The following is a 24088-nucleotide window of genomic DNA, read 5'->3' as shown; positions in this document are numbered from 1 at the left end:
TGTGGGAGGGGGCTTGCCCCCGATAGCGGTGTATCAGCCAAGTATCCATTGACTGACACCACCCTATCGGGAGCAAGCCCCCTCCCACATTTGCATCTGCTTCACGCTGCCAATCCAGTTATTGACCGAACCGCAGTACCGCAACAAGGGCTTTATGCCCGCCCAAGAAAAAGCCCCCGATACACCCTAGGTGTATCGGGGGCTTTTCTGCCTTAAGTGGTTAAACCCTCGGCAGGTTCAGCTTATTGGCAAGCTTCGCAATCCGGCTCGTCAATCGCGCAGGCCTTTGGCACAGGTGCCGGACCGGCAGGAGCTGCGAGAACCGAATCATCACCATGGTTGCCGCTGGAAACAGCGTTCAACTTACCGGTGTTGATGGTCGACTTCTCGGTGCTGGTCGCGGCCAGGGCACGGAGGTAGTAAGTGGTTTTCAGGCCACGGTACCAGGCCATGCGGTAGGTCACATCCAGCTTCTTGCCCGAAGCGCCGGCGATGTAGAGGTTCAGCGACTGAGCCTGGTCGATCCACTTCTGACGGCGGCTGGCGGCGTCAACGATCCACTTGGTATCCACTTCGAAGGCGGTCGCGTAGAGCTCTTTGAGTTCTTGCGGGATGCGTTCGATCTGCTGCACGGAACCGTCGTAGTACTTCAGGTCGTTGATCATGACCGAGTCCCACAGGCCGCGGGCTTTCAGGTCGCGAACCAGGTATGGGTTGATCACGGTGAATTCGCCCGACAGGTTCGATTTCACATACAGGTTCTGGTAGGTCGGTTCGATCGACTGCGACACGCCAGTGATGTTGGCGATGGTGGCGGTCGGTGCGATGGCCATGATGTTGGAGTTACGAATACCTTTTTGCACGCGGGCACGAACCGGCGCCCAGTCCAGGGTTTCGTTCAGATCAACGTCGATGTACTTCTGGCCACGGGCTTCGATCAGGATCTGTTGCGAGTCCAGCGGCAGGATGCCCTTGGACCACAGCGAACCCTGGAACGTCTCGTAGGCGCCGCGCTCGTCGGCCAGGTCGCAGGACGCCTGGATCGCATAGTAGCTCACCGCTTCCATGGATTTGTCGGCGAACTCGACCGCAGCATCGGAACCGTAAGGAATGTGCTGCAGGTACAGCGCGTCCTGGAAGCCCATGATGCCCAGGCCCACTGGACGGTGCTTGAAGTTGGAGTTCTGCGCCTGTGGCACCGAGTAGTAGTTGATGTCGATTACGTTATCGAGCATGCGTACTGCGGTGTTGACGGTGCGCTCCAGCTTGGCGGTGTCCAGCTTGCCGTTGACGATGTGGTTCGGCAGGTTGATCGAGCCCAGGTTGCAAACGGCGATCTCGTCCTTGTTGGTGTTCAAGGTGATCTCGGTGCACAGGTTCGAACTGTGGACCACGCCCACGTGCTGCTGCGGGCTGCGCAGGTTGCATGGGTCCTTGAAGGTCAACCAAGGGTGGCCGGTTTCAAACAGCATGGACAGCATTTTGCGCCACAGGTCTTTGGCCTGGATGGTCTTGAACAGCTTGACCTTGCCTGGGTACTCGGTGAGGGCTTCGTAGTACTCGTAGCGCTCTTCGAAGGCCTTGCCGGTCAGGTCGTGCAGGTCCGGCACTTCGGATGGCGAGAACAGGGTCCACTTGCCGTCATCGAAGACGCGCTTCATGAACAGGTCAGGGATCCAGTTGGCGGTGTTCATGTCGTGGGTACGACGACGGTCATCACCGGTGTTCTTGCGCAGCTCGATGAACTCTTCAATGTCCATGTGCCAGGTTTCCAGGTAGGCACACACAGCGCCTTTGCGCTTGCCACCCTGGTTAACGGCGACGGCGGTGTCGTTCACCACTTTCAGGAACGGTACAACGCCCTGGGACTTGCCGTTGGTGCCCTTGATGTAAGAACCCAGTGCGCGCACCGGGGTCCAGTCGTTACCCAGGCCGCCGGCGAATTTGGACAGCATGGCGTTGTCGTGGATCGCGTGGTAGATGCCCGACAGGTCATCCGGCACGGTGGTCAGGTAGCAGCTCGACAGCTGAGGACGCAGGGTGCCGGCGTTGAACAGGGTCGGGGTCGACGACATGTAGTCGAAGGACGACAGCAGGTTGTAGAACTCGATCGCACGGTCTTCTTTGTTCTTCTCTTCAATCGCCAGGCCCATGGCCACGCGCATGAAGAACACTTGCGGCAGTTCGAAGCGGATACCGTCCTTGTGGATGAAGTAACGGTCGTACAGGGTTTGCAGGCCCAGGTAGGTGAACTGCTGATCGCGCTCGTGGTTGATCGCCTTGCCGAGTTTTTCCAGGTCGAAGGTGGCCAGGATCGGGTTCAGCAATTCGAACTCGATACCCTTGGCGATATAGGCCGGCAGGGCTTTGGCGTACAGGTCAGCCATCTCGTGGTGAGTGGCGCTGTCGGCGACTTTCAGGAAGCCCAGGCCTTCGGCACGCAGGGTGTCCATCAACAGGCGCGCGGTCACGAACGAGTAGTTCGGCTCGCGTTCAACCAGGGTACGGGCGGTCATCACCAGCGCGGTGTTGACGTCGGTCAGGGCCACGCCGTCGTACAGGTTCTTCAGGGTTTCGCGCTGGATCAGGTCACCGTCGACTTCTTCCAGACCTTCGCAGGCCTCGGTGATGATGGTGTTCAGGCGGCCCAGATCCAACGGGGCAAAGCTGCCGTCAGCCAGGGTGATGCGGATCGACGGGTGCGCTTGTACGGCAGCTTCTTCGGCCGGGGAGCGTACGGCACGTTCCTTGGCGCGCGAATCGCGGTAGATCACGTAGTCGCGGGCCACTTTTTGCTCGCCGGCACGCATCAGGGCCAGTTCAACCTGGTCCTGGATTTCTTCGATGTGGATGGTGCCGCCCGAAGGCATGCGACGCTTGAAGGTCGCGGTGACCTGTTCGGTCAGGCGGGCAACGGTGTCGTGGATGCGCGACGAGGCAGCAGCGGTGCCGCCTTCAACTGCAAGAAACGCTTTGGTGATGGCGACGGTGATTTTGTCATCGGTATAAGGAACGACAGTGCCGTTACGCTTGATCACGCGCAGTTGGCCAGGTGCGGTGGCGGACAGATCCAGATTCGAATCAGCGGCCTGCGGCACGGAGCCTTGCGGGTTCTCGCGAGTTGTGTCGGTTTGCATGGGGGGTTGTCTCCACATTCTATATTTATTTGGGCACCATCAAGGTGCCCACCGTTCCGTCCTGAAGCACTTACAGCAGGCCAGGGCCTGGCATAACAACTTCGGGACAGGAGGAAGGGAGCTCATCGCGCCGCTTCCATGCCGAAGTCTTTGGCTTGGGGCCGGGAGCCCTTCGCCGTATTCCTGCTGGGTGACAGTGGCCTGGTTCAAGCCCTGCAACACCCGTACCGTCTTCAGCCAAGCGGGCTTGAAAACGGCTGCCATCCGCGTGCGCGGTTTGGGCTTTGAAAAAATGCTTTGGTTCAACCAAACGTGAGCAAGAAAGCGCTTGAGTTTCTGGTCTGACTTGTGTTTGGTTTTTTCGCTTAAAACCCTACATGTAGGGTTTTTTTAGCGCCGAGGTACAAGATAATGCGTTTTTGGGGGGTTAGCAACGCACTACCTGTGGATAACGCTGTGAGTAAAATGTGTATGAATCGTGGAACACCCGTGTAGGCCGCATTACTACTGGATCACACCGTTTGTCACCGAATATTCCGAGGTGCAAACCGTTGGTTGGAATTTTGAGGGCGCGAACCCTATCACAAAAAAACGCCATCACCGAATGGAATTCCTGGCTTGTATTTAAGGGTTGGGGCATGGCTACAATCGGGCTTTGTTATGCCCTTAAAACATGACAAACAGGGTATGGGCGGTGGAGGCCGCGTGAGCCAAAGAATTTCTAATAATAATGAGGTGGCGCGTGGAGCAAGATGCCTGGCAGATACTGATCATCGAGGACGACGAGCGACTCGCCGAGTTGACCCGTGAGTACCTGGAAAGCAACGGCCTGCGCGTGTCGGTGGAAAGCGATGGCGCCCAGGCTGCGGCGCGCATCATCGCCGAGCAGCCGGACCTGGTGATCCTCGACCTGATGCTGCCCGGCGAAGATGGCCTGAGCATCTGTCGCAAAGTTCGCGAGCGCTATGAGGGCGTGATCCTGATGCTTACCGCGCGTACCGACGACATGGACCAGGTGCAGGGCCTGGACATGGGCGCTGACGACTATGTGTGCAAGCCCGTGCGCCCGCGCCTGTTGCTGGCGCGTATCCAGGCGCTATTGCGGCGCAGCGAGCCGGCGTTACCGGCGGGGGGGGGAAGCCAGCGCCGCCTGCAGTTCGGCCCGCTGGTGGTGGACAACGCGCTGCGCGAAGCCTGGCTGCACGATGGCGGGATCGAACTGACCAGCGCCGAATTCGACCTGCTGTGGCTATTGGTCGCAAATGCCGGGCGCATCCTGTCCCGGGAAGAAATCTTCATTGCCCTGCGCGGCATTGGCTACGACGGCCAGGACCGCTCCATTGATGTGCGCATCTCGCGCATTCGGCCGAAAATCGGCGACGACCCGATCCACCCGCGCCTGATCAAGACCATCCGCAGCAAAGGCTACCTGTTCGTCCCCGAAGCCGCTGCCGACATGCCGCTGTGAATTCGATCTTCCTGCGCATCTACGGCGGCATGTGCGCGGCGCTGATCCTGGTGGCGTTGCTCGGCGCCCTGGCGTTGCATCTGCTCAACGACGTGCGCAGCGGCCAATACCGCGAAAGCCTGGCCCACGGCACCTTTGCCTTGATGGGCGATAACCTGCAAGCCATGAACGCCATCGAACGGCTGCGTGCCTTGGCGGTATGGGAGCGTTTGCTGGGCATTCCGCTGGAGCTGCGTACGTTTACAGAGGCGCAACTGGACCTGGGCCAGCGCAACCGCTTGCAACGCGGCCAGGTGCTGGTGGAACAGACCGGCCCTCATGCGGCGCGGGTGCTGCGACTGGTCAGCGAGCAGGAACAGCTGGTGCTCACCGGTGAAGTGCAGCAGATCAGCGAGCAATTGGCCCGTGCAACTATCTACCTGCTGGCCGACGAACTGGTGCGTTTTCCGGTGGCTGAGCAGCCACAACGCCTGGCCGACATCAAGCAGGCCAAGGGCTTTGGTTTTGAGATGCACTTGATGGCCCTCGACCAGGCCGATATGGACGACGACCAGCGCCGTCGCGTGGCGGAAGGCGATACGGTGATGGCTCTGGGCAAGGGTGGCGATTCGATCCGCGTATTTGCCGGCATGGTCGGCACGCCGTGGGTGCTGGAAATCGGCCCGCTCTATCAAATGAACCCCTATCCGGCACAGTGGCTGATTCTGATCACCTTGATCGGCCTGACCCTGATCGGCTTGATCGTTTATCTGCTGGTGCGCCAGTTGGAGCGTCGGCTCAAAGGCCTGGAGGCGGCAGCGACGCGGATCGCCAAGGGCAACCTGGAGGTGCGCGTGCCGGCCCGGGGCGCCGATTCGGTAGGGCGCCTGGCTGCCGCGTTCAATGGCATGGCCGAGCACTTGCAGCAATTGCTGGCGATTCAGCGCGAACTGGTGCGTGCGGTGTCCCATGAGCTGCGCACGCCGGTAGCGCGCCTGCGTTTTGGCCTGGAGATGATTGGTGACGCCGCCACTCCCGAGGCGCGGCGTAAATACCTGGAAGGCATGGACGGCGATATCCAGGACCTCGATGGCCTGGTGGATGAAATGCTCACCTATGCGCGCCTGGAGCAGGGCGCGCCGGAGTTGAATTTCCAGCGAGTGGACCTCGATGCGCTGCTTGACCAAGTGATTGGCGAATTGTCGCCACTGCGCCCGCAGGTCACCGTGACTCGCGGTGTCTGCCTGTCATCGGCCCACTGGGAGGACGCCTGGGTCGACGCTGAGCCGCGTTACCTGCACCGCGCCCTGCAAAACCTTGTCAGTAACGCCATGCGCCACGCCAAGGGCCAGGTGCTGATCAGTTATCAGGTCGGCCAGCTGCGCTGCCGTATCGATGTGGAAGACGATGGCCCCGGCGTGCCGGAGAGTGCCTGGGAGCGAATTTTCACGCCGTTCCTGCGCCTGGACGACAGCCGTACCCGCGCCTCGGGGGGGCATGGCCTTGGCCTGTCGATTGTGCGGCGGATCATCTATTGGCACGGCGGGCGGGCGTTGATCAGCAAGAGCAACAACCTGGGCGGGGCGTGCTTCAGCCTGAGTTGGCCAAGGGATCAAGACAAACCCTGACACCGCTATCGGGACCAAGTCTATCTAGCGCCGATGGCCACCAGGCTCAACAACTGCTCCCCTTCCACCCCAAACTGCCCCTCCAACTCTTTGCCATCACCCCATTCTTCAGAAAGATCCGTGAGCAACCGCAGCCGCACATTGCCCGCCTGTGACCACTCCAACAGCTCGGCATGTTCAAAGTAAAAGCGCTTTTGCACGATGGGGTAGAGCGCCTTGAACAGACTCTCCTTGATCGAAAACGTCAGCGTCACCAGCAACCCATGCAGCTCACGCGGTATGGTCGCCATACGCTGCAGCTCGTTGGCTGTCAGAATTTCCCCGGCCAAGCGCTCCGCCCGCTCCAGAGTCAGCACATTCTCCAGGTCCATGCCCAGCCCGCGCCATTGCGCCTTATGCCCGACAATCGCTGCGGCGTGCCCGGTGCTGTGGGTGATGGAACCACTGATATGCCCTGGCCAGACCGGCGCGCGGTCTTCACCGATGGCTGGAATGCAGTTGAGGTTATCCAGGCGTTGCAGTGCTTCGCGGGCGCACAGGCGCCCTGCGAGAAACTCCGCCTGACGCTTGGCAACCGAGCGCTGAATGCTCGCCGGCGGCGGCACAGCGCTGCGTTGGAAATCGCCCGCGTCCAATAAGGCCGGATCGAATCGGGTGCTCAAAAACACCGTGCCAGGTAAGGCGACAGGTAGCGGCCAACGGGCATCGAGCGGGGTGCAGCAAGAGGGTAGGGGCGTCATGCGCGGTATTTTGCCGAGTTGGCGCGCCAGTGGATAGTCCGGCGCGGTTCAGGTGTGGTCAAGAGCCTGTTCAGGGGGAGTTCAGGGGCGCCTGCGTAGTCTGGACCTCACAGGCCAAACGCATATGAGGTAATGACCATGACTGCGATCAAGAAGCTGATGTTGGCGTTAACCATGCTCGGTGCCACCGCGGGCGTGCAGGCCAGCGATGGCGCCTTTGCGGCCTTTGGCGGCGAAAAAACCAGGAAATCCGGCAACCTGATCCATCGTGTCAGCTTCGAAGACGTCGGCACCCAGGCCGCGCCGTGGGGTCAGGCCCTGGGCGTTACCGCTGCGCAACCCGACTATCGCAGCGGCTACACGCACCTGACGGGCCAGTACAATGGCATTAAACTGCGCCCGCAAGACGTGCAGGGCCGCTATGATATCCCTCTGTCGGACAGTTGAATTGCCTTGGAGAGCCTTATGAAATTGCTGGTGGTGGAAGATGAGGCGCTGCTGCGTCATCACCTGTTTACCCGCCTGACCGACAGTGGGCATGTGGTCGAAGCTGTGGCCAATGCCGAGGAAGCCCTGTACCAGACCGGCCAGTTCAACCATGACCTGGCGATCATCGATCTTGGCCTGCCCGGTATGGGCGGCCTGGACCTGATCCGCCAATTGCGTACCCAGGCCAAGACGTTCCCGATCCTGATCCTGACCGCTCGCGGCAACTGGCAGGACAAGGTCGAAGGCCTGGCGGCCGGTGCCGACGACTACGTGGTCAAACCCTTCCAGTTCGAAGAGCTGGAGGCGCGCATGAATGCCTTGCTGCGCCGCTCCAGCGGCTTTACCCAGTCCACTATCATCGCCGGGCCGTTGCTGCTGGACCTCAACCGCAAGCAGGCCTCCCTGGATGAACAGCCGCTGGCGTTGACCGCCTACGAATATCGGATCCTTGAGTACTTGATGCGTCATCATCAACAGGTGGTGGCCAAGGATCGCTTGATGGAGCAGCTCTACCCTGATGATGACGAGCGCGATCCGAACGTGATCGAAGTGCTGGTCGGTCGCCTGCGCCGCAAGCTGGAAGGCCCCGCCGGGTTCAAGCCGATCGATACCGTGCGCGGCTTGGGTTACCTGTTCAATGAGCGCTGCCGTTGATTCGCTCGCTACGTGTGCGCCTGATGCTGGCGGCCGCCACCCTGGCCGTGCTGTTTATGCTCGGCCTGTTGCCGGCCATGCAAGGCGCCTTCAGCCTGGCCCTGCAGGATTCCATCGAGCAGCGTCTGGCGTCGGATGTGACCACCCTGATTTCTGCGGCGCGGGTGGAAAATAACCGCCTGCTGATGCCGGCGCAGTTGCCTGACGAACGTTTCAACCTTACCGACAGCCGCCTGCTCGGCTATATCTACGACCGCGAAGGCCATCTGGTGTGGCGTTCGCGGGCGACCCAGGAAGAAAACATCAACTACAAACCGCGTTACGACGGGCGCGGTAATGAGTTTGCGCGCATCCGCGAGGCCAATGGCCAGGAATTCTTCGTGTATGACGTCGAGGTCCGGTTGCTGGGGGGCAAGAGCGCCGCCTTCAGTATCGTCGCCCTGCAACCGGTGCGTGAGTACCAACTGACCCTCGAAGGCTTGCGCGAGAACCTTTACCTTGGATTCGGCGCGGCCCTGCTGGTGCTGTTGACGCTGCTGTGGCTGGGCCTGACCTGGGGCCTGCAAGCCTTGCGGCGCCTGAGCCAGGAACTTGACCAGATCGAAGGCGGTACCCGCGAAAGCCTCAGTGAAGAACACCCCCGCGAACTGTTGCGCCTGACCGGCTCGCTCAACCGTTTGCTGCACAGTGAGCGCGAACAGCGTACGCGCTACCGTGACTCCCTTGATGACTTGGCCCACAGTTTGAAAACCCCGCTGGCGGTCTTGCAGGGGGTGAGCGAAGACATGGCCCAGCGTCCCGAAGAGCGCAGCCAGGCGTGGGTATTGCAATCGCAGATTGAGCGCATGAGCCAGCAGATCGGCTACCAATTGCAGCGTGCGAGTCTGCGTAAAAGCGGACTGGTGCGTCACCAGGTACGTCTGGAGCCCGTGCTGCAAAGCCTGTGCGATACATTGGAGAAGGTTTACCGCGACAAGCGTGTCACCGTCACCTTTGATCTGCCACCTGAGTGCGACGTGCCCATCGAGAAAGGCGCGCTGCTCGAAATGCTCGGCAACCTGCTGGAAAACGCCTATCGCCTGTGCCTCAAGCAAGTGCGAATCAGCTTGGTGGAAAACCTGGACGGCCTTGAGCTGTGTATCGAAGATGATGGCCCAGGCGTGCCACCGGACCAGCGCGCCCGGATCCTGCAAAGGGGCGAACGTCTGGACCGCCAGCACCCGGGGCAGGGCATCGGGTTGGCGGTGGTCAAGGACATCATCGAAAGCTATCACGCGCGTTTGACGTTGGGGGATTCAGCGTTAGGGGGGGCCGCGTTCAGGATTCATTTTCCGGCCTTGTGATCTGCACTGGCCTCTGAATGTATTCACACATCAGATTTTGTAAACCCGATCAACTGTGGCTTGCCTGCGAAGAGGCCCTCCCAGGCGCTATACCCTTAACTCTCCTGCGCCCTGTAGGCCCCCGGCGTCAACCCCGTCCATTTCTTGAACGCCCGATGAAACGCCGACGGTTCGGAAAACCCCAACTGTTCGGCAATTTCCTGCAAAGACAAATCCGCCCGCCCCAGGTGGTAGATGGCGATGTCTCGCCGTAACTCATCCTTCAGAGCCTGAAAGCTGCTGCCTTCTTCGCGCAGATGCCGGCGCAGGGTTTGCGGGCTGATGTGCAAATGCTGGGCGACGGCTTCCAGGTCCGGCCAGGGCGTGCGGTCGCGGCTGAGCAAGCGGCGCAACTGGCTGCTCAGGCTGTCGCCTTCATCCGGGCGCGACAGCAAGTCGGCAGGGGAGCGCTGCAAAAAATGCTTGAGAGTGCGTTCATCCTGCAACAACGGCAGGCTCAGGTAGCGGCTGGGAAACACCAGGCTGCTGGTCGGCGCACCGAACACCAAGGGGCAGGGGAACAGCAGGTCGTACTCGCCAGCATGGTCCGGCATCGGGTAACTGAAGGTGGCCTGTTGCAGCCGGATTCGCTGGCCGATCAGCCAACTGCCCAGGCGATGCCAGATCACCAGCAGGCATTCACTGAGGAAGTGATCCGGGTCCCATAGCTGCGAGTCATCCAGGCTCAGCCGCGCCATATCGCCTTCTTTCGTCAGCTGCCAGCGCGGGCCCTGTGGGAATAGGCTATAAAACAATAAGCCGCGTTCCAGAGCCTTTTCCAGCGTGCGGCAGTGGATCAGGGCGTGGCACATCATGGCGAAGGTGCCACGCTTGCTCGGGCCTTCGGCGAACCCCAGGTATTCGTCATCCAGCCCCAGCCAGAGCATTTGCAGCAACCGCGTAAATTGCTCCGGAGCGATACGGGCGCGGGGCTCGGTCAGCAGTTCGGGGCTGATGCCCACCTGCTGCAACAGCCCTGAGTAGTCGTAACCCACACGACGCGCACCGCCGAGGGCGGCTCGGGCGTAGTGACTGGCGATGGTACGTTCACGCATGAAAGGGCCTCATCCATGGAGTGGCGGATGGTAGTCAGACCCCGGCGCGACGGCAAGGCGGATATCCGCCAAATTGTAGGACGAGACGGGGTGGGCGGGCGGAAATCCGCCACCTTGTTCCACGGCTCAAGCGCGTCAATAAACGCCAAGCCCCGATGTTGAAGGGCCTTCAGGGTGTTTAAGCAAAGTGGCACGCTGTTTGCGATAGGGATTGCAGCGCAGGCTCTCTCCTACAGGCTTCGCAAACAACAAATCCCTCCAGTGCAGGAGGGTTCGCAATTCAAGTGTCGTGGGCAATGGCGGATATTTGCCACACGGGACGATTGAGGAACTTTGCAATGACGACTCGTCAGCCAATCTACAAATCCCTGTATTTCCAGGTGATCGTTGCAATCGTTATCGGTATTTTGCTCGGCCACTTCTACCCGCAGACCGGCGTGGCCCTCAAGCCACTGGGTGACGGCTTTATCAAGCTGATCAAAATGGTCATCGCCCCCATCATCTTCTGCACCGTTGTCAGCGGTATCGCTGGCATGCAAAGCATGAAATCGGTCGGCAAAACCGGTGGCTACGCACTGCTGTACTTCGAAATCGTGTCCACCATCGCCTTGCTGATCGGCCTGGTCGTGGTCAACGTTGTGCAGCCGGGCGCCGGCATGCACATCGACGTCGCCACCCTGGACGCTTCCAAAGTGGCGGCCTACGTCACCGCCGGTAAAGACCAGAGCATTGTCGGCTTTATCCTCAACGTCATCCCGAACACCATCGTCGGCGCCTTTGCCAACGGCGACATCCTGCAGGTGCTGATGTTCTCGGTGATCTTCGGTTTCGCCCTGCACCGCCTGGGTGCCTACGGCAAGCCGGTGCTGGACTTCATCGATCGCTTCGCCCACGTGATGTTCAACATCATCAACATGATCATGAAGCTCGCGCCAATCGGTGCCCTGGGCGCCATGGCGTTCACCATCGGTGCCTACGGTGTGGGTTCGCTGGTGCAGCTGGGCCAGCTGATGATCTGCTTCTACATCACCTGCATCCTGTTCGTCGTGCTGGTGCTGGGCGCAATCTGCCGCGCTCACGGTTTCAGCGTGTTGAAACTGATTCGCTACATCCGTGAAGAGCTGCTGATCGTACTGGGTACTTCGTCTTCCGAATCCGCACTGCCGCGTATGCTGATCAAGATGGAGCGCCTGGGTGCGAAGAAGTCCGTCGTCGGCCTGGTGATCCCAACCGGTTACTCCTTCAACCTCGACGGTACGTCGATCTACCTGACCATGGCTGCCGTGTTCATCGCTCAGGCGACCGACACCCACATGGACATCACCCACCAGATCACCCTGCTGCTGGTGCTGCTGCTGTCCTCCAAAGGCGCTGCAGGTGTGACTGGCTCGGGCTTTATCGTCCTGGCTGCCACCCTGTCGGCTGTCGGCCACCTGCCGGTTGCCGGCCTGGCGCTGATCCTGGGTATCGACCGCTTCATGTCCGAAGCCCGTGCCCTGACCAACCTGGTGGGTAACGCCGTAGCCACCATCGTTGTGGCCAAGTGGGTCAAGGAGCTGGACACCGACAAGCTGCAAAGCGAGCTGGCATCCGGTGGTACCGGTATCTCCGAAACTCGCGAGCTCGATGACCTGGGTGTGGCCGAAGGCCCTGCTCCGGTGGTCAAGTAAGCCGCTGATGGCGTGATCTGACGCTTAGGCAATTGGCAAACGCCCCGACTGGTTCGGGGCGTTTGCGTTTGTGCGCGGCCACTTTTTGATTATTTTGCTTTACAGTAAACAACGATTTTTCAACGCTGGCAGGAAGGTTTGATGGACAGTGTGGATTTGAATGTCCTGCGTAGCGTCCTGGAATGGCGCCGCGCCGGGCAGTGCGTGGTGCTGTACAGCGTGGTACAGACCTGGGGCAGCGCGCCGCGCCCTCCGGGGGCGATGCTGGCCTTGCGTGGCGACGGTGTGGTCATTGGTTCTGTGTCCGGAGGCTGCATCGAAGATGACTTGATCGCACGCCTGCAGGACGGGCGGCTGGCGGATGACGGACCACCAGTGCAACTGGTGACCTACGGCGTCACCCGCGACGAAGCGGCACGTTTTGGCTTGCCGTGTGGCGGCACGCTGCGCCTGACCGAAGAGCGGGTGGATGATTGGGCTTGGGTCGAGCAATTGTTGGCGCGCTGTGAAGACCACCAGGTCGTCGCGCGTGAATTGGACCTGGCCACGGGGGCGGTAACCCTGAGCGCTGCGAGCAAGACTGATGTGGTGAGCTTCGACGGCGAACGCCTGCGCGCCATTTACGGCCCGCGCTGGCGGCTGCTGCTGATCGGCGCCGGGCAACTGTCGCGCTACGTCGCCGAAATGGCGCGCTTGCTGGATTTCGAAGTGCTGATCTGCGACCCCCGCGAAGAGTTCGTCTACGGCTGGGAAGAGCAACATGGCCGTTTTGTGCCTGGTATGCCCGACGAGGCGGTGTTGAACATCCACACCGATGAGCGCACGGCCATCGTTTGCCTGACCCATGATCCGCGTTTGGATGATATGGCGTTGCTGACGGCGCTGAACTCCGCTGCGTTCTACATCGGCGCCCTGGGTTCGCGGGTCAATACCCAGAAGCGCCGGGAGAACCTGGCGGCGCTGGGCTTGTCGGAGGATGCGATTGCGCGCTTGCACGGGCCGATTGGTTTGCATATCGGCAGCCATACACCGGCGGAGATTGCCCTGTCGTTGATGGCGGAAATTGTCGCGATCAAGAACGGCGTGGCACCGATGCAGAAAAAGCCCCTGGCGGTAGCGGCGCAGTGACCGTTACAGCGATTGTGCTGGCAGCGGGGCAGGGCAGTCGCTTTCGCGCCGAAGCCGGGGCGGATCAAGACAAGTTACTGGCTGCTTGCGTGGGGCTGGATGGCGTTATCCGGCCGGTCATCGAGCAGGTGCTGCGCAACTTGCCTGAGCGTGTTGTAACGCGCTGGCTGGTGACGTCGCCGGGGCGCGGGGAGGTTATCCGCCTGGCAGAGGCTTATGGCTGTCAGGTTGTACTGCTGGACTCGAGCGGGATGGGCGACAGCATTGCGGCCGCGGTCAAGGCCAGCGGTGCAGCGGATGGGTGGCTGGTGGTGTTGGGGGATATGCCGTTTATCCAGTCATCGAGTATCGAGCGGGTTATTGCCAGCGTGGAGGGCATCACTGTGCCGGTATCTGCCGGGCAGTATGGGCACCCGGTGGCTTTCGATCACACGTTTGGGCCGGCGCTGATGGCTCTGAGTGGGGATCGTGGGGCCAAGCCGTTGTTTGCACAAACACAGGTGCGAGAGGTGCAGGTAGATGATCCTGGTGTGCTTTGGGATGTCGATGTGCCGCAACGGTTGAGTTTTACTGCAGGTTAAGTGTGGGAGCTGGCATTCCAAGTAGCCATAAAAAAGCCCCGCCTGATTGCTCAGGCGGGGCTTTTTAGTGGCGGATGGAATCAGACGAGGGGTTTAGGCTCTTCTTCCACGGCCTTGTGCTCTACCGCCTGGGCAGCCGCTGCGGCAGCTGCTTCGGCTTCCTTGCGACGACGACGCACTTCACGCGGGTCGTTCGGCGCACGGCCATTTTCGGTAAGGGCGCTGGCAGGTGCAGCTTCAACCACTGGGGCAGCCACTTCGGCAACCACTGGGGCTTCAACTTCAACCACGGGTGCGGGCTCCACAACCGGCGTCGGCTCAACCACTGGGGCTGGCTCGGCGACGACTTCAGCAACCGGCGTCGGCGCTTCTTCTACCGCAGGGGCAGGCGTTGGCGCTTCAACCGGGGCAGCTGGCTCAGCGGTCCACTGGAAGGCGGTCTGTTCTTCGCGAACTTCACGTACAACCGGGGCGGCTTCTTCGGCAACCGGTGTTTCTACAGCCACTTCAACCACTGGCGCAGGCTCGATAACCGGTGCGGGCTCAACAGCAACCACTTCGGTTTCTGGCTGTGCGTCGCGAACCGGAGCAACTTCCACTTGCGCAACCACTGGGGCTTCGATAGGGGTCGTGGCTTCAACAACTGGCGCTTCCACAACCGGCGCTTCAACCACTGGGGTCTGGACAACGGGTGTTTCTACGGCAGCAGTTTCTTCGACAGCGGCGGTAGCACGCTCGGCTTGCTCGTGAGCCTGGGCTTCAGCAGGTGCGCTGATGACCGAGCTGGCGACGGCAGCGGTAACGGCCAAGCCGGCAGCCAGTTCGGCGCCCGTTGGTTCGTTGCTGGCCGCTTCTGCGTTTTCGCCGGCTTCTTCCGAGCCTTCGATCACGTTGCCGTTGGCGTCACGCTGACGCTCACGACGGTTGCTGCGACGACGCTGGCCACGGGAGCGGCGGCGTGGACGATCGCCTTCGGCGTTGTCCTGGCCGTCTTCCTGCAGTTGCTCTTCGCCGGTCAGTACTTCTTCTTCGCTGGCGGCAGCGGCTTGCTCGGCGCGTGGTTGACGCTCTTCACGCGGCGGGCGCGGCTGGCGCTCTTCACGTGGGGCACGCTCTTCACGCGGCTGGCGCGCCGGGCGTTCTTCGGTGGTTGCGGCAGTGGCAGCAGCGACGGCAGGTGCCGCATCCAGCGGCTCGCGCAGTTCACGCACACGCTCTTCACGCTCGCCACGCGGCTTGCGATCTTCGCGCGGAGCACGCGGGGTACGTGGTGCGCGCTCTTCACGCGGTGCACGTTCTTCACGGGCTACGGCCGGGGCTTCTTCACGGGCTTCGCGAGGAGCGCGCTCTTCACGGGGGGCGCGTTCTTCACGCGGTGCACGTTCTTCGCGTGGCTTGCGTTCTTCGTCACGGCGGCCGTTGCGGTTGCGGCTCTGCTGGCGGCCGTTGCGACGCTCTTCGTTGCGCGCCGGGCGCTCGGTGGCAGGCTTTTCAACCACAACCGGGGCGGCAGGCTCTTCCTTGGTGGCGAACAGGCTGACCAGCGACTTCACCAGGCCCTTGAACAGGCTTGGCTCAGGCAGGGCGGCTGGCGCGGCAACCGGGGCGGCGGCTTCGGTCGGTACCGGTGCGTTGGCGCGGGCCGGCGCAGTCTTGACGGCCGCTTCCTGGCGAACCAGGGTGCGGGTCGCAGCGGCTGGCTGGACTTCTTCGACTTCGGCAGCAGCCGCGGCGATTTCATAGCTGGACTGGCCGCTGTGGGCTTCCGGGCTGTCATCACGCAGGCGCTGGACTTCGAAGTGCGGCGTTTCGAGGTGATCGTTCGGCAGGATGACGATACGGGCACGGGTGCGCAGTTCGATCTTGGTGATCGAGTTGCGTTTTTCGTTGAGCAGGAAGGCGGCAACCGGAATCGGCACTTGTGCGCGTACTTCGGCGGTGCGGTCTTTCAGGGCTTCTTCTTCGATCAGGCGCAGGATCGCCAGGGACAGCGATTCAACGTCACGGATGATGCCGGTGCCGTTGCAACGCGGGCAGACGATGCCGCTGCTCTCGCCCAGGGATGGACGCAGGCGCTGACGGGACATTTCCAGCAGGCCGAAGCGCGAGATGCGGCCGACTTGCACGCGAGCGCGGTCAGCTTCCAGGCATTCGCGGACTTTCTCTTCCACGGCGCGCTGGTTCTTGGCAGGGGTCATGTCGATGAAGTCGATCACGATCAGGCCACCGATGTCACGCAGGCGCAGCTGGCGGGCGATTTCTTCAGCCGCTTCCAGGTTGGTCTGCAGGGCGGTTTCTTCGATGTCGCTGCCTTTGGTGGCGCGCGCCGAGTTGATGTCGATGGACACCAGGGCTTCGGTCGGGTCGATGACGATGGAGCCGCCGGAAGGCAGTTCGACTACGCGCTGGAAGGCGGTCTCGATCTGGCTTTCGATCTGGAAACGGTTGAACAGCGGCACGCTGTCTTCGTACAGCTTGATCTTGCTGGCGTACTGCGGCATCACCTGGCGGATGAAGGTCAGAGCTTCGTCCTGGGCTTCAACGCTGTCGATCAGCACTTCGCCGATGTCCTGGCGCAGGTAGTCGCGGATGGCGCGGATGATCACGTTGCTTTCCTGGTAGATCAGGAATGGCGCGGAACGATCCAGGGACGCTTCCTTGATAGCGGTCCACAGTTGCAGCAGGTAGTCGAGGTCCCACTGCATTTCTTCGCTGCTGCGGCCCAGGCCTGCAGTGCGAACGATCAGGCCCATGTCGGCCGGTGCGATCAGGCCGTTCAGCGCTTCGCGCAGTTCGTTGCGCTCTTCGCCTTCGATGCGACGGGAAATACCGCCGGCACGCGGGTTGTTCGGCATCAGGACCAGGTAACGGCCAGCGAGGCTGATGAAGGTGGTCAGGGCGGCGCCCTTGTTGCCACGTTCTTCTTTCTCGACCTGGACGATGACTTCCTGGCCTTCGCTCAGGACGTCCTTGATGTTCACGCGGCCTTCGGGGGCTTTCTTGAAGTATTCGCGGGAGATTTCTTTGAGGGGCAGGAAGCCGTGGCGCTCGGAGCCGAAATCGACAAAGGCAGCCTCAAGGCTTGGTTCGATGCGAGTAATACGGCCTTTATAGATGTTGGCCTTCTTTTGCTCGCGTGCACCGGATTCGATGTCCAGGTCGTAGAGGCGTTGGCCATCTACCAGTGCAACACGCAACTCTTCGGGTTGAGTCGCGTTAATCAGCATTCTTTTCATGTTGTACCGTCGGTTTCCGGGCTGCCGGAAACGGCGTTCGGCACACACGACTTCTCACGGTCGGTGTCAGGTGCGTCAAGAGTGGTTGGCCACTCCAGTGTCCAGCAAAACCTGCCAATTGGGCCGGTATCGCGACGGACGCGTCCTGCTCGTTAGCGGTGGTGACAAAGGCACCACTTCAACAAAAGCTAAGGTCAGGAGGAGGAATCAACCGGCGACTGTGGACGAGATGAAGCGTCTGAAACAAGCCTAGTGCTACACAGTCCGACGGTTGTGCATCTCCACCCTACACGTATCCCTGATAATTCGGGTGCTGCCGCGCGCAGAATCCGCAGCGGGTTGGCATTTACCGTGGGCTCCAATGGGGAGTCCACGCTCATGGCTAAACAAGACTAGGTGTGGGCGACTGCGCTCTCACTCAGCTCTTAACAGGCGTTGTTTCCGAAGCATCTGCCATGGTCTGGCTCAAGACTGACTGCACTTTGTGAACTGGCCGTAAATATCGGCGCAAAACGCGAGTATTCACTCTGCTTTTTGCACTCGCTTCAGGCCTCATGTCACCTGCGCTTGTTACAATCCCGAGCCTTCCAAGGTGGCCGAAGCCCCGTAGGACGGCCTCGCGTCCTGATGAATTGCGATGGTCAGGGCCGGCAATTTGCCGCATGTCCTCTGCCCAGGCCGCTTTTGGCGGCGTTCGCGACTATAGCAGCAATGATTAAGTGCTTCAATTCCATAAAAAATTGTTATCATCGCGGCCATGACGACTACCACCCCCCCGACCCCCAGCGTCCAGCTGCTTGAGGTCTCGCCGGAATATGCCGGCCAACGCATCGACAATTTTCTCCTGGCCCGGCTCAAAGGCGTGCCCAAGACCTTGATTTACCGCATTTTGCGTAAAGGCGAAGTGCGCGTGAACAAGGGGCGGATCAAGCCTGAGTACAAGTTGCAGGCGGGCGATATCGTCCGTGTGCCGCCCGTGCGCGTGCCTGAGCGCGACGAGCCTGTGCCCTTGGCCCAGGGGCTGTTGCAGCGCCTGGAAGCCTCGATTGTCTTCGAAGACAACAAACTGATCGTGATCAACAAGCCGTGCGGCATCGCAGTTCACGGCGGCAGTGGCCTGAACTTCGGCGTGATCGAAGCCTTTCGCCAGTTGCGCCCGGATGCCAAGGAGCTGGAGCTGGTCCATCGCCTGGACCGTGACACCTCCGGCCTGTTGATGATCGCCAAGAAGCGCAGCATGTTGCGCCACCTGCACACCGCCCTGCGTGGCGACGGTGTGGACAAGCGCTACATGGCGCTGGTGCGTGGCAATTGGGCCAGCTCGATCAAGAGCGTTCGTGCACCGCTGCAAAAGAGCAACCTGCGTTCCGGTGAGCGTATGGTCGAGGTGGACGAGGAGGGCAAAGAAGCCCTGACCCTGTTCAAGGTACTGCGCCGCTTCGGCGACTTCGCCACCATGGTCGAAGCCAAACCGGTCACTGGTCGTACTCACCAGATACGCGTGCACACCCTGCACGCGGGGCACTGCATTGCCGGTGACACCAAGTACGGTGATGAGGGTTTCTCCAAGGAGATCCGCGATCTGGGCGGTAAACGTCTGTTCCTGCACGCCTACATGCTCACTGTGCCGCTGCCCGATGGTGGCGAGCTGAAATTGCAGGCGCCGGTCGACGAGATGTGGGCCAAGACCGTGGAGCGTTTGAGTGTCGCACCTTGACTACAAACTGCTGATCTTCGATTGGGATGGGACGCTGTGCGATTCCATTGGTCGGATTGTCGAGTCGATGCATATGGCTTCGACTCGCTCGGGTTTTGAGTTGTGCAGCGACATCGCGGTCAAGGGCATCATTGGCCTGGGCTTGCCTGAAGCAATCCGCACGCTTTACCCGCAAATTGCCGACGACGAGCTGATAGCGTTCCGCGAGCACTATGCCGATCACTACATTGCGCTGGAGGCCGAGCCTTCGCCGCTGTTCGACGGTGTGGTGCAGTCGCTGGAGGCTTTGCGTGCCGAGGGCTTTCAGCTGGCGGTCGCCACCGGAAAAGCCCGTCGCGGGCTGGATCGGGTGCTCAAGGCGCATGGCTGGGAAGACTATTTCGACATTACCCGTGCGGCTGATGAAACCGCCAGCAAGCCCCATCCTCTGATGCTGGAGCAGATCCTGGATCATTGCGGTGTATCGCCGCGCCAGGCATTGATGGTGGGTGATGCGTCTTTCGACCTGATGATGGCGCGCAATGCTGGCATGGACAGCGTGGCGGTCAGCTATGGCGCCCAGGCTGCCGAGGCGTTGCAGCAATACGAGCCGAGGCTCACGATTGATCATTTTTCTGAATTGCAGGCCTGGCTCAGCCGGGCCCGATAAGTCTTTGCTGGGGTTGATGGCATGAGTGACGAGTGGAAAGCGCCCGAAAAGGCCGAAAGCAGTGATGATAAAAGCTGGAAGCTGCTGGAGAAGACCCTCCTGGCCAGTGTCCAGGAACAGCGTCGTTCGCGGCGCTGGGGGATTTTTTTCAAGCTGCTGACCTTTGTTTACCTGCTTGGGATGCTGGCGCTGTTCAGTCCGCTGATGGATATGGAAAAAAGCGCTACCCGCGGTAGTCACTACACCGCCCTGATTGAGGTGCGCGGTGTGATTGCCGACAAAGAGCCCGCGAGTGCCGACAATATCGTCACCAGCCTGCGCGCCGCCTTCGAAGACCCTAAGGTCAAGGGCGTGATCCTGCGTATCAACAGTCCTGGCGGCAGCCCTGTGCAGTCGGGCTATGTGTATGACGAGATTCGCCGGCTGCGCGCACTCCATCCGGATACCAAGCTCTACGCGGTAATTTCCGACCTGGGCGCCTCGGGGGCTTATTACATCGCCAGTGCCGCTGACCAGATCTATGCCGATAAGGCCAGCCTGGTGGGCTCCATTGGTGTGACGGCGGCCGGTTACGGTTTTGTCGGCACCATGGAGAAGCTGGGGGTGGAGCGTCGCACCTACACCTCGGGTGAGCACAAGGCGTTCCTGGATCCTTTCCAGCCGCAAAAGGCGGATGAAACCGCGTTTTGGCAGAGCGTGCTCGATACCACTCATCGCCAGTTCATTGCCAGCGTCAAGCAGGGCCGTGGTGACCGGTTGAAGGATAAGGATCATCCGGAGTTGTTCTCCGGGTTGGTGTGGTCGGGCGAGCAGGCATTGCCGCTGGGCTTGATTGACGGATTGGGTAGTGCCAGCTCGGTGGCGCGGGATGTGGTTGGCGAGAAGGAGTTGGTGGATTTTACAGTCGAGGAATCGCCGTTTGATCGCTTCTCCAAAAAGCTCGGCGCCAGCGTGGCTGAGAAGCTTGCGCTGTACATGGGCTTCCAAGGCCCGACGCTACGCTGATACCCCGAGCCTGCTGTAGATCAAAAGGTGGGAGGGGGGGCTTTCTCCCTCCCACATTTGGCCGGTGGTGTATTTAAGGGATTTGCACGCCCTCAGCGAGCAGCATATCCACCAGCCGAATCAGCGGCAGCCCGACAAGGCTGGTCGCATCCGGCCCTTCGGTGCTTTGGAACAGGCTCACGCCCAGCCCCTCGGCCTTGAAGCTGCCCGCGCAGTCATAGGGCTGCTCGATCCGCAGGTAGCGCTCAATACGCTCTGCATCCAGCTCGCGCATGGTTACCGTGAAAGGCACGCAGTCGACCTGGCAATGCCCTGTGTTGCTGTTGAGTAGTGCCAGCCCGGTAAGAAAGCTCACACGCTTGCCACTGGCCGCCAACAACTGTTCGCGGGCGTTTTCAAAGGTGTGAGGCTTGCCGATGATCCGGCCTTCCAGTGCAGCGACCTGGTCAGAGCCAATGATTAAATGGCCAGGATGGCTGGCGGCGAGGGCGCGGGCTTTTTCTTCGGCCAGGCGCTTTACCAGTTCGATGGCGGATTCGTCCGGGCGGTGGCTTTCGTCGATATCCGGCGAGCTGCAGGTGAAAGGCAGGTGCAGGCGGCTCAGTAATTCCCGGCGATAAACCGAGCTGGACGCGAGTAATAAAGGCAGCATATACGTCTCCTCAAGGCAGTCACCGATTCTAGCGACGCGACCGGCTGACGCACAGGGCTGAATTTCCTTTGACATGGCTGGGTGCATCCCTATAATGCTGCGCCTATGTTGAATGACCCGATTCCACCTCACGTTGACCCGCGCAAATTGGCTGATCGTGGCACCACCCTTCAAGGTGAAGTGCTGCTGGCCGATTTGGAGAGACTCTGCGACCCGCTTTCCGACACTGTCGGTACGGTGCAGGCTAAATTCGTTTTTGAACGAGATGAACGTAAGTCTGTGGTAATCCACAGCTTTATCGACACCGAAGTCAAAATGGTTTGCCAGCGTTGTCTTGAGCTGGTCACCCTGCCGATCCACAGCGAATGCAGTTATGCTGTGGTGAAAGAGGGTGCGAATACCCAGTCGTTGCCGAAAGGTTATGACGTGCTGGAACTGGGCGAAGATCCATTGGATCTGCATGCACTGATCGAGGAGGAGCTTTTGCTCGCCTTGCCCATTGTGCCTGCTCATCATCCGGAAGAATGCCAGCAGCCGGAGGGTCTCGATGACGAGGCCGAGCCGAGCGAGGACGAGGTAACGCGGTCCAACCCGTTCAGTGTATTGGCGCAGTTAAAGCGTGACCCAAACGTTTAGGAGTTAATCAATTATGGCTGTTCAGCAGAACAAAAAATCCCGCTCTGCCCGTGACATGCGCCGTTCGCACGACGCTCTCGAGGCTAGCACCCTGTCCGTGGAAAAGACCACTGGTGAAGTTCACCTGCGTCACCACGTATCGCCAGAAGGCGTATACCGTGGCCGTAAAGTGATCGACAAGGGCGCTGACGAGTAATCACTTGTCTGCCCAAGTCATCGCGATTGACGCAATGGGCGGGGACTTCGGTCCCCGCAGCATTGTTCAGGCCTGCATTGCCAGCCTGTCTGCTACGCCCTCGCTGCACCTGACCCTCGTCGGTCAACCTACCCTTCTTGAAGAACTGATTGCCAGCCATCCGGCGGTGGATCGTGCGCGCCTGACCATTACGCCCGCCAGCGAAACCATCAGCATGGATGAAAAGCCGGCCGCAGCCTTGCGCGGCAAGCCCGACTCTTCAATGCGTGTGGCTCTTGAGCTGCTGCGTGATGGCAAGGTGCAAGCCTGTGTCAGTGCCGGTAATACAGGGGCGTTGATGGCCTTGTCGCGGCATGTGCTCAAGACCTTGCCGGGTATCGACCGCCCGGCGATGGTGGCGGCGATCCCGACGCAGAAGGGCTATTGCCAGTTGCTGGACCTGGGCGCCAATGTCGATTGCAGTGCCGAGCACCTGTTGCAGTTCGCCGTGATGGGCTCGGTGGCCGCTGAAGCGCTGGGCGTAGCCCGGCCAAGGGTCGCCCTGCTGAATATCGGCACCGAGGACATCAAGGGCAACCAGCAGGTCAAGCTGGCCGCCACGTTGTTGCAAGGCGCGCCGGGCTTGAACTACATAGGTTTTGTCGAAGGTGACGGCTTGTACCGTGGTGAAGCCGACGTGGTGGTGTGTGACGGGTTTGTCGGCAACATCCTGCTCAAGTCGAGCGAGGGCTTGGCAACCATGATTGCCACGCGTATCGAAGCCTTGTTCAAGCAGAGCCTGGTATCGCGCATGGTCGGTGCCCTGGCGCTGCCGTTGATGCGCCGCTTGCAGGCCGACCTGGCACCGGCACGGCACAACGGAGCGAGCTTTCTCGGCTTGCAGGGCATTGTGGTCAAAAGCCACGGCTCGGCCGGCGTGCAGGGGTTTCAAAGTGCGATTGCGCGGGCGTTGATCGAGATACAGGAAAACCTGCCGCAACGCCTGCACGGCCGTCTTGAGGATCTGTTGCCTTAGGCGAATTGGTCCGGGAGTGCTTAAATGTGACCGGCCAGTTCAATTGACCATCCAATCTGTCAGTTTCGCGCGCTCCCACCGTTGGAGTGCGCATTTTTGACGACCAGATCATTAGGGGCTTGTTACATGTCTACATCCCTCGCATTCGTCTTTCCAGGGCAGGGTTCGCAGTCCCTCGGCATGTTGGCCGAGCTGGGCGCGCAATACCCGCTGGTCCTGGATACCTTCAAGGAGGCTTCCGATGCCCTGGGTTACGACCTGTGGGCGCTGACCCAGCAGGGGCCGGAAGAGCAGCTCAATCAAACCGATAAAACCCAGCCGGCCATTCTGACCGCTTCGATCGCCCTGTGGCGCTTGTGGCTGGCAGAAGGTGGGGCGCGTCCGGCATTTGTTGCCGGGCACAGCCTGGGCGAATACAGCGCCCTGGTGGCGGCGGGCAGTCTGACCCTTGGTGAAGCGGTCAAGCTGGTCGAGCGTCGTGGCCAGTTGATGCAAGAAGCCGTTCCGGCCGGGCAGGGCGGCATGGCCGCGATCCTGGGCCTGGATGATGCGGTGGTAATCGAGGCCTGCGCCGAAGCGGCGCAAGGTGAGGTGGTCAGCGCGGTGAACTTCAACTCCCCGGGGCAGGTGGTGATCGCCGGCGCCAAGGCGGCTGTTGAGCGCGCCATCGAAGGCTGCAAGGCCCGGGGTGCCAAGCGTGCACTGCCGTTGCCGGTGAGCGTGCCGTCCCACTGCGAACTGATGCGCCCGGCTGCCGAGCGCTTTGCCGAGTCTATCGCGGCCATCAACTGGCAGGCGCCGCAGATCCCGCTGGTGCAGAACGTCAGCGCGGCCGTGGCTGCCGACCTCGACACCCTCAAGCGCGACCTGCTGGAGCAACTGTACAAGCCGGTACGCTGGGTTGAATCGGTCCAGACCCTGGCTGCCAACGGCGCCAACGAGTTGGTCGAGTGCGGCCCGGGCAAAGTCCTGGCCGGCCTGAACAAGCGCTGCGCCGACGGTGTGTCGACCGCCAACCTCAATACCCCTGAAGCCTTCGCTGCCGCTCGCGCGGCACTGGCCTGAATCCCG

Annotated in this window: 20 protein-coding genes; 15 read left to right on the top strand and 5 right to left on the bottom strand. The window is 60.9% G+C overall.

The annotated features are described in order from the left end of the window. Positions 1–242: 242 nt before the first annotated feature. The gene (locus TK42_RS26515) at positions 243–3137 is read right to left on the bottom strand and encodes a ribonucleoside-diphosphate reductase subunit alpha (protein ID WP_032879843.1); all 2895 of its coding nucleotides are present in this window, start codon (positions 3135–3137) and stop codon (positions 243–245) included. A 742-nt stretch (positions 3138–3879) separates the two neighbouring features. Here TK42_RS26515 and TK42_RS26510 point away from each other — a divergent pair. Next, complete coding sequence (locus TK42_RS26510) at positions 3880–4605, top strand: response regulator (protein WP_103735507.1); 726 nt, start codon at positions 3880–3882, stop codon at positions 4603–4605. Next, positions 4602–6212: an ATP-binding protein gene (locus TK42_RS26505; protein ID WP_032879845.1), complete on the top strand. Its 1611-nt coding sequence runs from the start codon at positions 4602–4604 to the stop codon at positions 6210–6212. The genes TK42_RS26510 and TK42_RS26505 overlap by 4 nt, the downstream gene beginning before the upstream one ends. Before the next feature lie 20 nt (positions 6213–6232). Here the strand turns inward: TK42_RS26505 and TK42_RS26500 are convergent, their stop codons facing one another. Next, positions 6233–6952 (bottom strand): 4'-phosphopantetheinyl transferase, encoded by a 720-nt coding sequence (locus tag TK42_RS26500; protein ID WP_103735506.1) that lies wholly within the window; start codon positions 6950–6952, stop codon positions 6233–6235. A 138-nt stretch (positions 6953–7090) separates the two neighbouring features. Here TK42_RS26500 and TK42_RS26495 point away from each other — a divergent pair, with 138 nt between their 5' ends. The 3 genes from TK42_RS26495 to TK42_RS26485 are packed head-to-tail and all read left to right on the top strand — an operon-like array spanning position 7091 to position 9438. After that, on the top strand, positions 7091–7399 hold the full coding sequence (locus TK42_RS26495) for a hypothetical protein (RefSeq protein ID WP_005790571.1): 309 nt from the start codon (positions 7091–7093) through the stop codon (positions 7397–7399). Positions 7400–7417: 18 nt separating this feature from the next. After that, positions 7418–8095 (top strand): response regulator, encoded by a 678-nt coding sequence (locus TK42_RS26490; RefSeq protein WP_005790569.1) that lies wholly within the window; start codon positions 7418–7420, stop codon positions 8093–8095. Then, on the top strand, positions 8092–9438 hold the full coding sequence (locus TK42_RS26485; RefSeq protein WP_005790567.1) for an ATP-binding protein: 1347 nt from the start codon (positions 8092–8094) through the stop codon (positions 9436–9438). Before TK42_RS26490 ends, TK42_RS26485 begins: the two co-directional genes overlap by 4 nt. A gap of 95 nt (positions 9439–9533) precedes the next feature. Here the strand turns inward: TK42_RS26485 and TK42_RS26480 are convergent, their stop codons facing one another. Next, positions 9534–10532, bottom strand: coding sequence for an AraC family transcriptional regulator (locus TK42_RS26480; protein ID WP_005790566.1), 999 nt, complete (start codon positions 10530–10532; stop codon positions 9534–9536). A gap of 338 nt (positions 10533–10870) precedes the next feature. Here TK42_RS26480 and TK42_RS26475 point away from each other — a divergent pair, with 338 nt between their 5' ends. From TK42_RS26475 to TK42_RS26465, 3 genes are all read left to right on the top strand, one after another. After that, complete coding sequence (locus TK42_RS26475) at positions 10871–12202, top strand: dicarboxylate/amino acid:cation symporter (protein WP_003189258.1); 1332 nt, start codon at positions 10871–10873, stop codon at positions 12200–12202. A gap of 141 nt (positions 12203–12343) precedes the next feature. Next, positions 12344–13330, top strand: a complete 987-nt coding sequence (locus tag TK42_RS26470) for an XdhC family protein (protein WP_103735505.1) — start codon at positions 12344–12346, stop codon at positions 13328–13330. Further along, positions 13327–13911 (top strand): NTP transferase domain-containing protein, encoded by a 585-nt coding sequence (locus tag TK42_RS26465; RefSeq protein WP_032879853.1) that lies wholly within the window; start codon positions 13327–13329, stop codon positions 13909–13911. Before TK42_RS26470 ends, TK42_RS26465 begins: the two co-directional genes overlap by 4 nt. Before the next feature lie 80 nt (positions 13912–13991). Here TK42_RS26465 and rne read toward each other — a convergent pair whose 3' ends face one another. Next, the gene (gene rne, locus TK42_RS26460; RefSeq protein ID WP_218276558.1) at positions 13992–17138 is read right to left on the bottom strand and encodes a ribonuclease E; all 3147 of its coding nucleotides are present in this window, start codon (positions 17136–17138) and stop codon (positions 13992–13994) included. Between the two features lie 766 nt (positions 17139–17904). On the opposite strand from rne, the gene rluC reads away from it, so the two are divergent. The 3 genes from rluC to TK42_RS26440 are packed head-to-tail and all read left to right on the top strand — an operon-like array spanning position 17905 to position 20518. Beyond that, on the top strand, positions 17905–18864 hold the full coding sequence (gene rluC / locus TK42_RS26450; RefSeq protein ID WP_005790558.1) for a 23S rRNA pseudouridine(955/2504/2580) synthase RluC: 960 nt from the start codon (positions 17905–17907) through the stop codon (positions 18862–18864). Beyond that, positions 18851–19513: an HAD-IA family hydrolase gene (locus tag TK42_RS26445; protein WP_078822096.1), complete on the top strand. Its 663-nt coding sequence runs from the start codon at positions 18851–18853 to the stop codon at positions 19511–19513. The genes rluC and TK42_RS26445 overlap by 14 nt, the downstream gene beginning before the upstream one ends. Positions 19514–19534: 21 nt before the next feature. Beyond that, complete coding sequence (locus TK42_RS26440) at positions 19535–20518, top strand: S49 family peptidase (protein WP_078822095.1); 984 nt, start codon at positions 19535–19537, stop codon at positions 20516–20518. A 73-nt stretch (positions 20519–20591) separates the two neighbouring features. Here TK42_RS26440 and TK42_RS26435 read toward each other — a convergent pair whose 3' ends face one another. Next, positions 20592–21170: a nucleoside triphosphate pyrophosphatase gene (locus TK42_RS26435; protein WP_032879859.1), complete on the bottom strand. Its 579-nt coding sequence runs from the start codon at positions 21168–21170 to the stop codon at positions 20592–20594. A 105-nt stretch (positions 21171–21275) separates the two neighbouring features. On the opposite strand from TK42_RS26435, the gene TK42_RS26430 reads away from it, so the two are divergent. The 4 genes from TK42_RS26430 to fabD all read left to right on the top strand — a co-directional run bounded on the left by TK42_RS26430 (position 21276) and on the right by fabD (position 24082). Then, positions 21276–21806, top strand: a complete 531-nt coding sequence (locus TK42_RS26430) for a YceD family protein (protein WP_005790551.1) — start codon at positions 21276–21278, stop codon at positions 21804–21806. A 13-nt stretch (positions 21807–21819) separates the two neighbouring features. After that, entirely contained in the window at positions 21820–22002 is a 183-nt protein-coding gene (rpmF, locus tag TK42_RS26425; RefSeq protein ID WP_003179396.1) for a 50S ribosomal protein L32, read from the top strand. Between the two features lie 4 nt (positions 22003–22006). Next, on the top strand, positions 22007–23017 hold the full coding sequence (plsX, locus tag TK42_RS26420) for a phosphate acyltransferase PlsX (protein ID WP_032879860.1): 1011 nt from the start codon (positions 22007–22009) through the stop codon (positions 23015–23017). 126 nt (positions 23018–23143) lie between these two features. Then, a complete protein-coding gene (gene fabD / locus TK42_RS26415) occupies positions 23144–24082 on the top strand; it encodes an ACP S-malonyltransferase (RefSeq protein WP_032879861.1) in 939 nt (312 codons plus the stop codon). Positions 24083–24088: the final 6 nt, after the last annotated feature.

This window comes from Pseudomonas sp. GZJR-8 (genome assembly GCF_002916705.1).
GTDB lineage: Bacteria > Pseudomonadota > Gammaproteobacteria > Pseudomonadales > Pseudomonadaceae > Aquipseudomonas > Aquipseudomonas synxantha_A.
Note: the sequence above shows the minus strand (reverse complement) of the source record. Positions and strands in the feature narration are given on the sequence as shown.

Bases quoted from the DNA above. Each gene is read 5' to 3' on its own strand.
- TK42_RS26515 (WP_032879843.1), bottom strand. From the start codon at position 3,137: ATGCAAACCGACACAACTCGCGAGAACCCGCAAGGCTCCGTGCCGCAG.
- TK42_RS26500 (WP_103735506.1), bottom strand. From the start codon at position 6,952: ATGACGCCCCTACCCTCTTGCTGCACCCCGCTCGATGCCCGTTGGCCG.
- TK42_RS26495 (WP_005790571.1), top strand. From the start codon at position 7,091: ATGACTGCGATCAAGAAGCTGATGTTGGCGTTAACCATGCTCGGTGCC.
- TK42_RS26490 (WP_005790569.1), top strand. From the start codon at position 7,418: ATGAAATTGCTGGTGGTGGAAGATGAGGCGCTGCTGCGTCATCACCTG.
- TK42_RS26480 (WP_005790566.1), bottom strand. From the start codon at position 10,532: ATGCGTGAACGTACCATCGCCAGTCACTACGCCCGAGCCGCCCTCGGC.
- TK42_RS26475 (WP_003189258.1), top strand. From the start codon at position 10,871: ATGACGACTCGTCAGCCAATCTACAAATCCCTGTATTTCCAGGTGATC.
- TK42_RS26470 (WP_103735505.1), top strand. From the start codon at position 12,344: ATGGACAGTGTGGATTTGAATGTCCTGCGTAGCGTCCTGGAATGGCGC.
- rne (WP_218276558.1), bottom strand. From the start codon at position 17,138: ATGCTGATTAACGCGACTCAACCCGAAGAGTTGCGTGTTGCACTGGTA.
- rluC (WP_005790558.1), top strand. From the start codon at position 17,905: ATGACGACTACCACCCCCCCGACCCCCAGCGTCCAGCTGCTTGAGGTC.
- TK42_RS26440 (WP_078822095.1), top strand. From the start codon at position 19,535: ATGAGTGACGAGTGGAAAGCGCCCGAAAAGGCCGAAAGCAGTGATGAT.
- TK42_RS26435 (WP_032879859.1), bottom strand. From the start codon at position 21,170: ATGCTGCCTTTATTACTCGCGTCCAGCTCGGTTTATCGCCGGGAATTA.
- TK42_RS26430 (WP_005790551.1), top strand. From the start codon at position 21,276: ATGTTGAATGACCCGATTCCACCTCACGTTGACCCGCGCAAATTGGCT.
- rpmF (WP_003179396.1), top strand. From the start codon at position 21,820: ATGGCTGTTCAGCAGAACAAAAAATCCCGCTCTGCCCGTGACATGCGC.
- fabD (WP_032879861.1), top strand. From the start codon at position 23,144: ATGTCTACATCCCTCGCATTCGTCTTTCCAGGGCAGGGTTCGCAGTCC.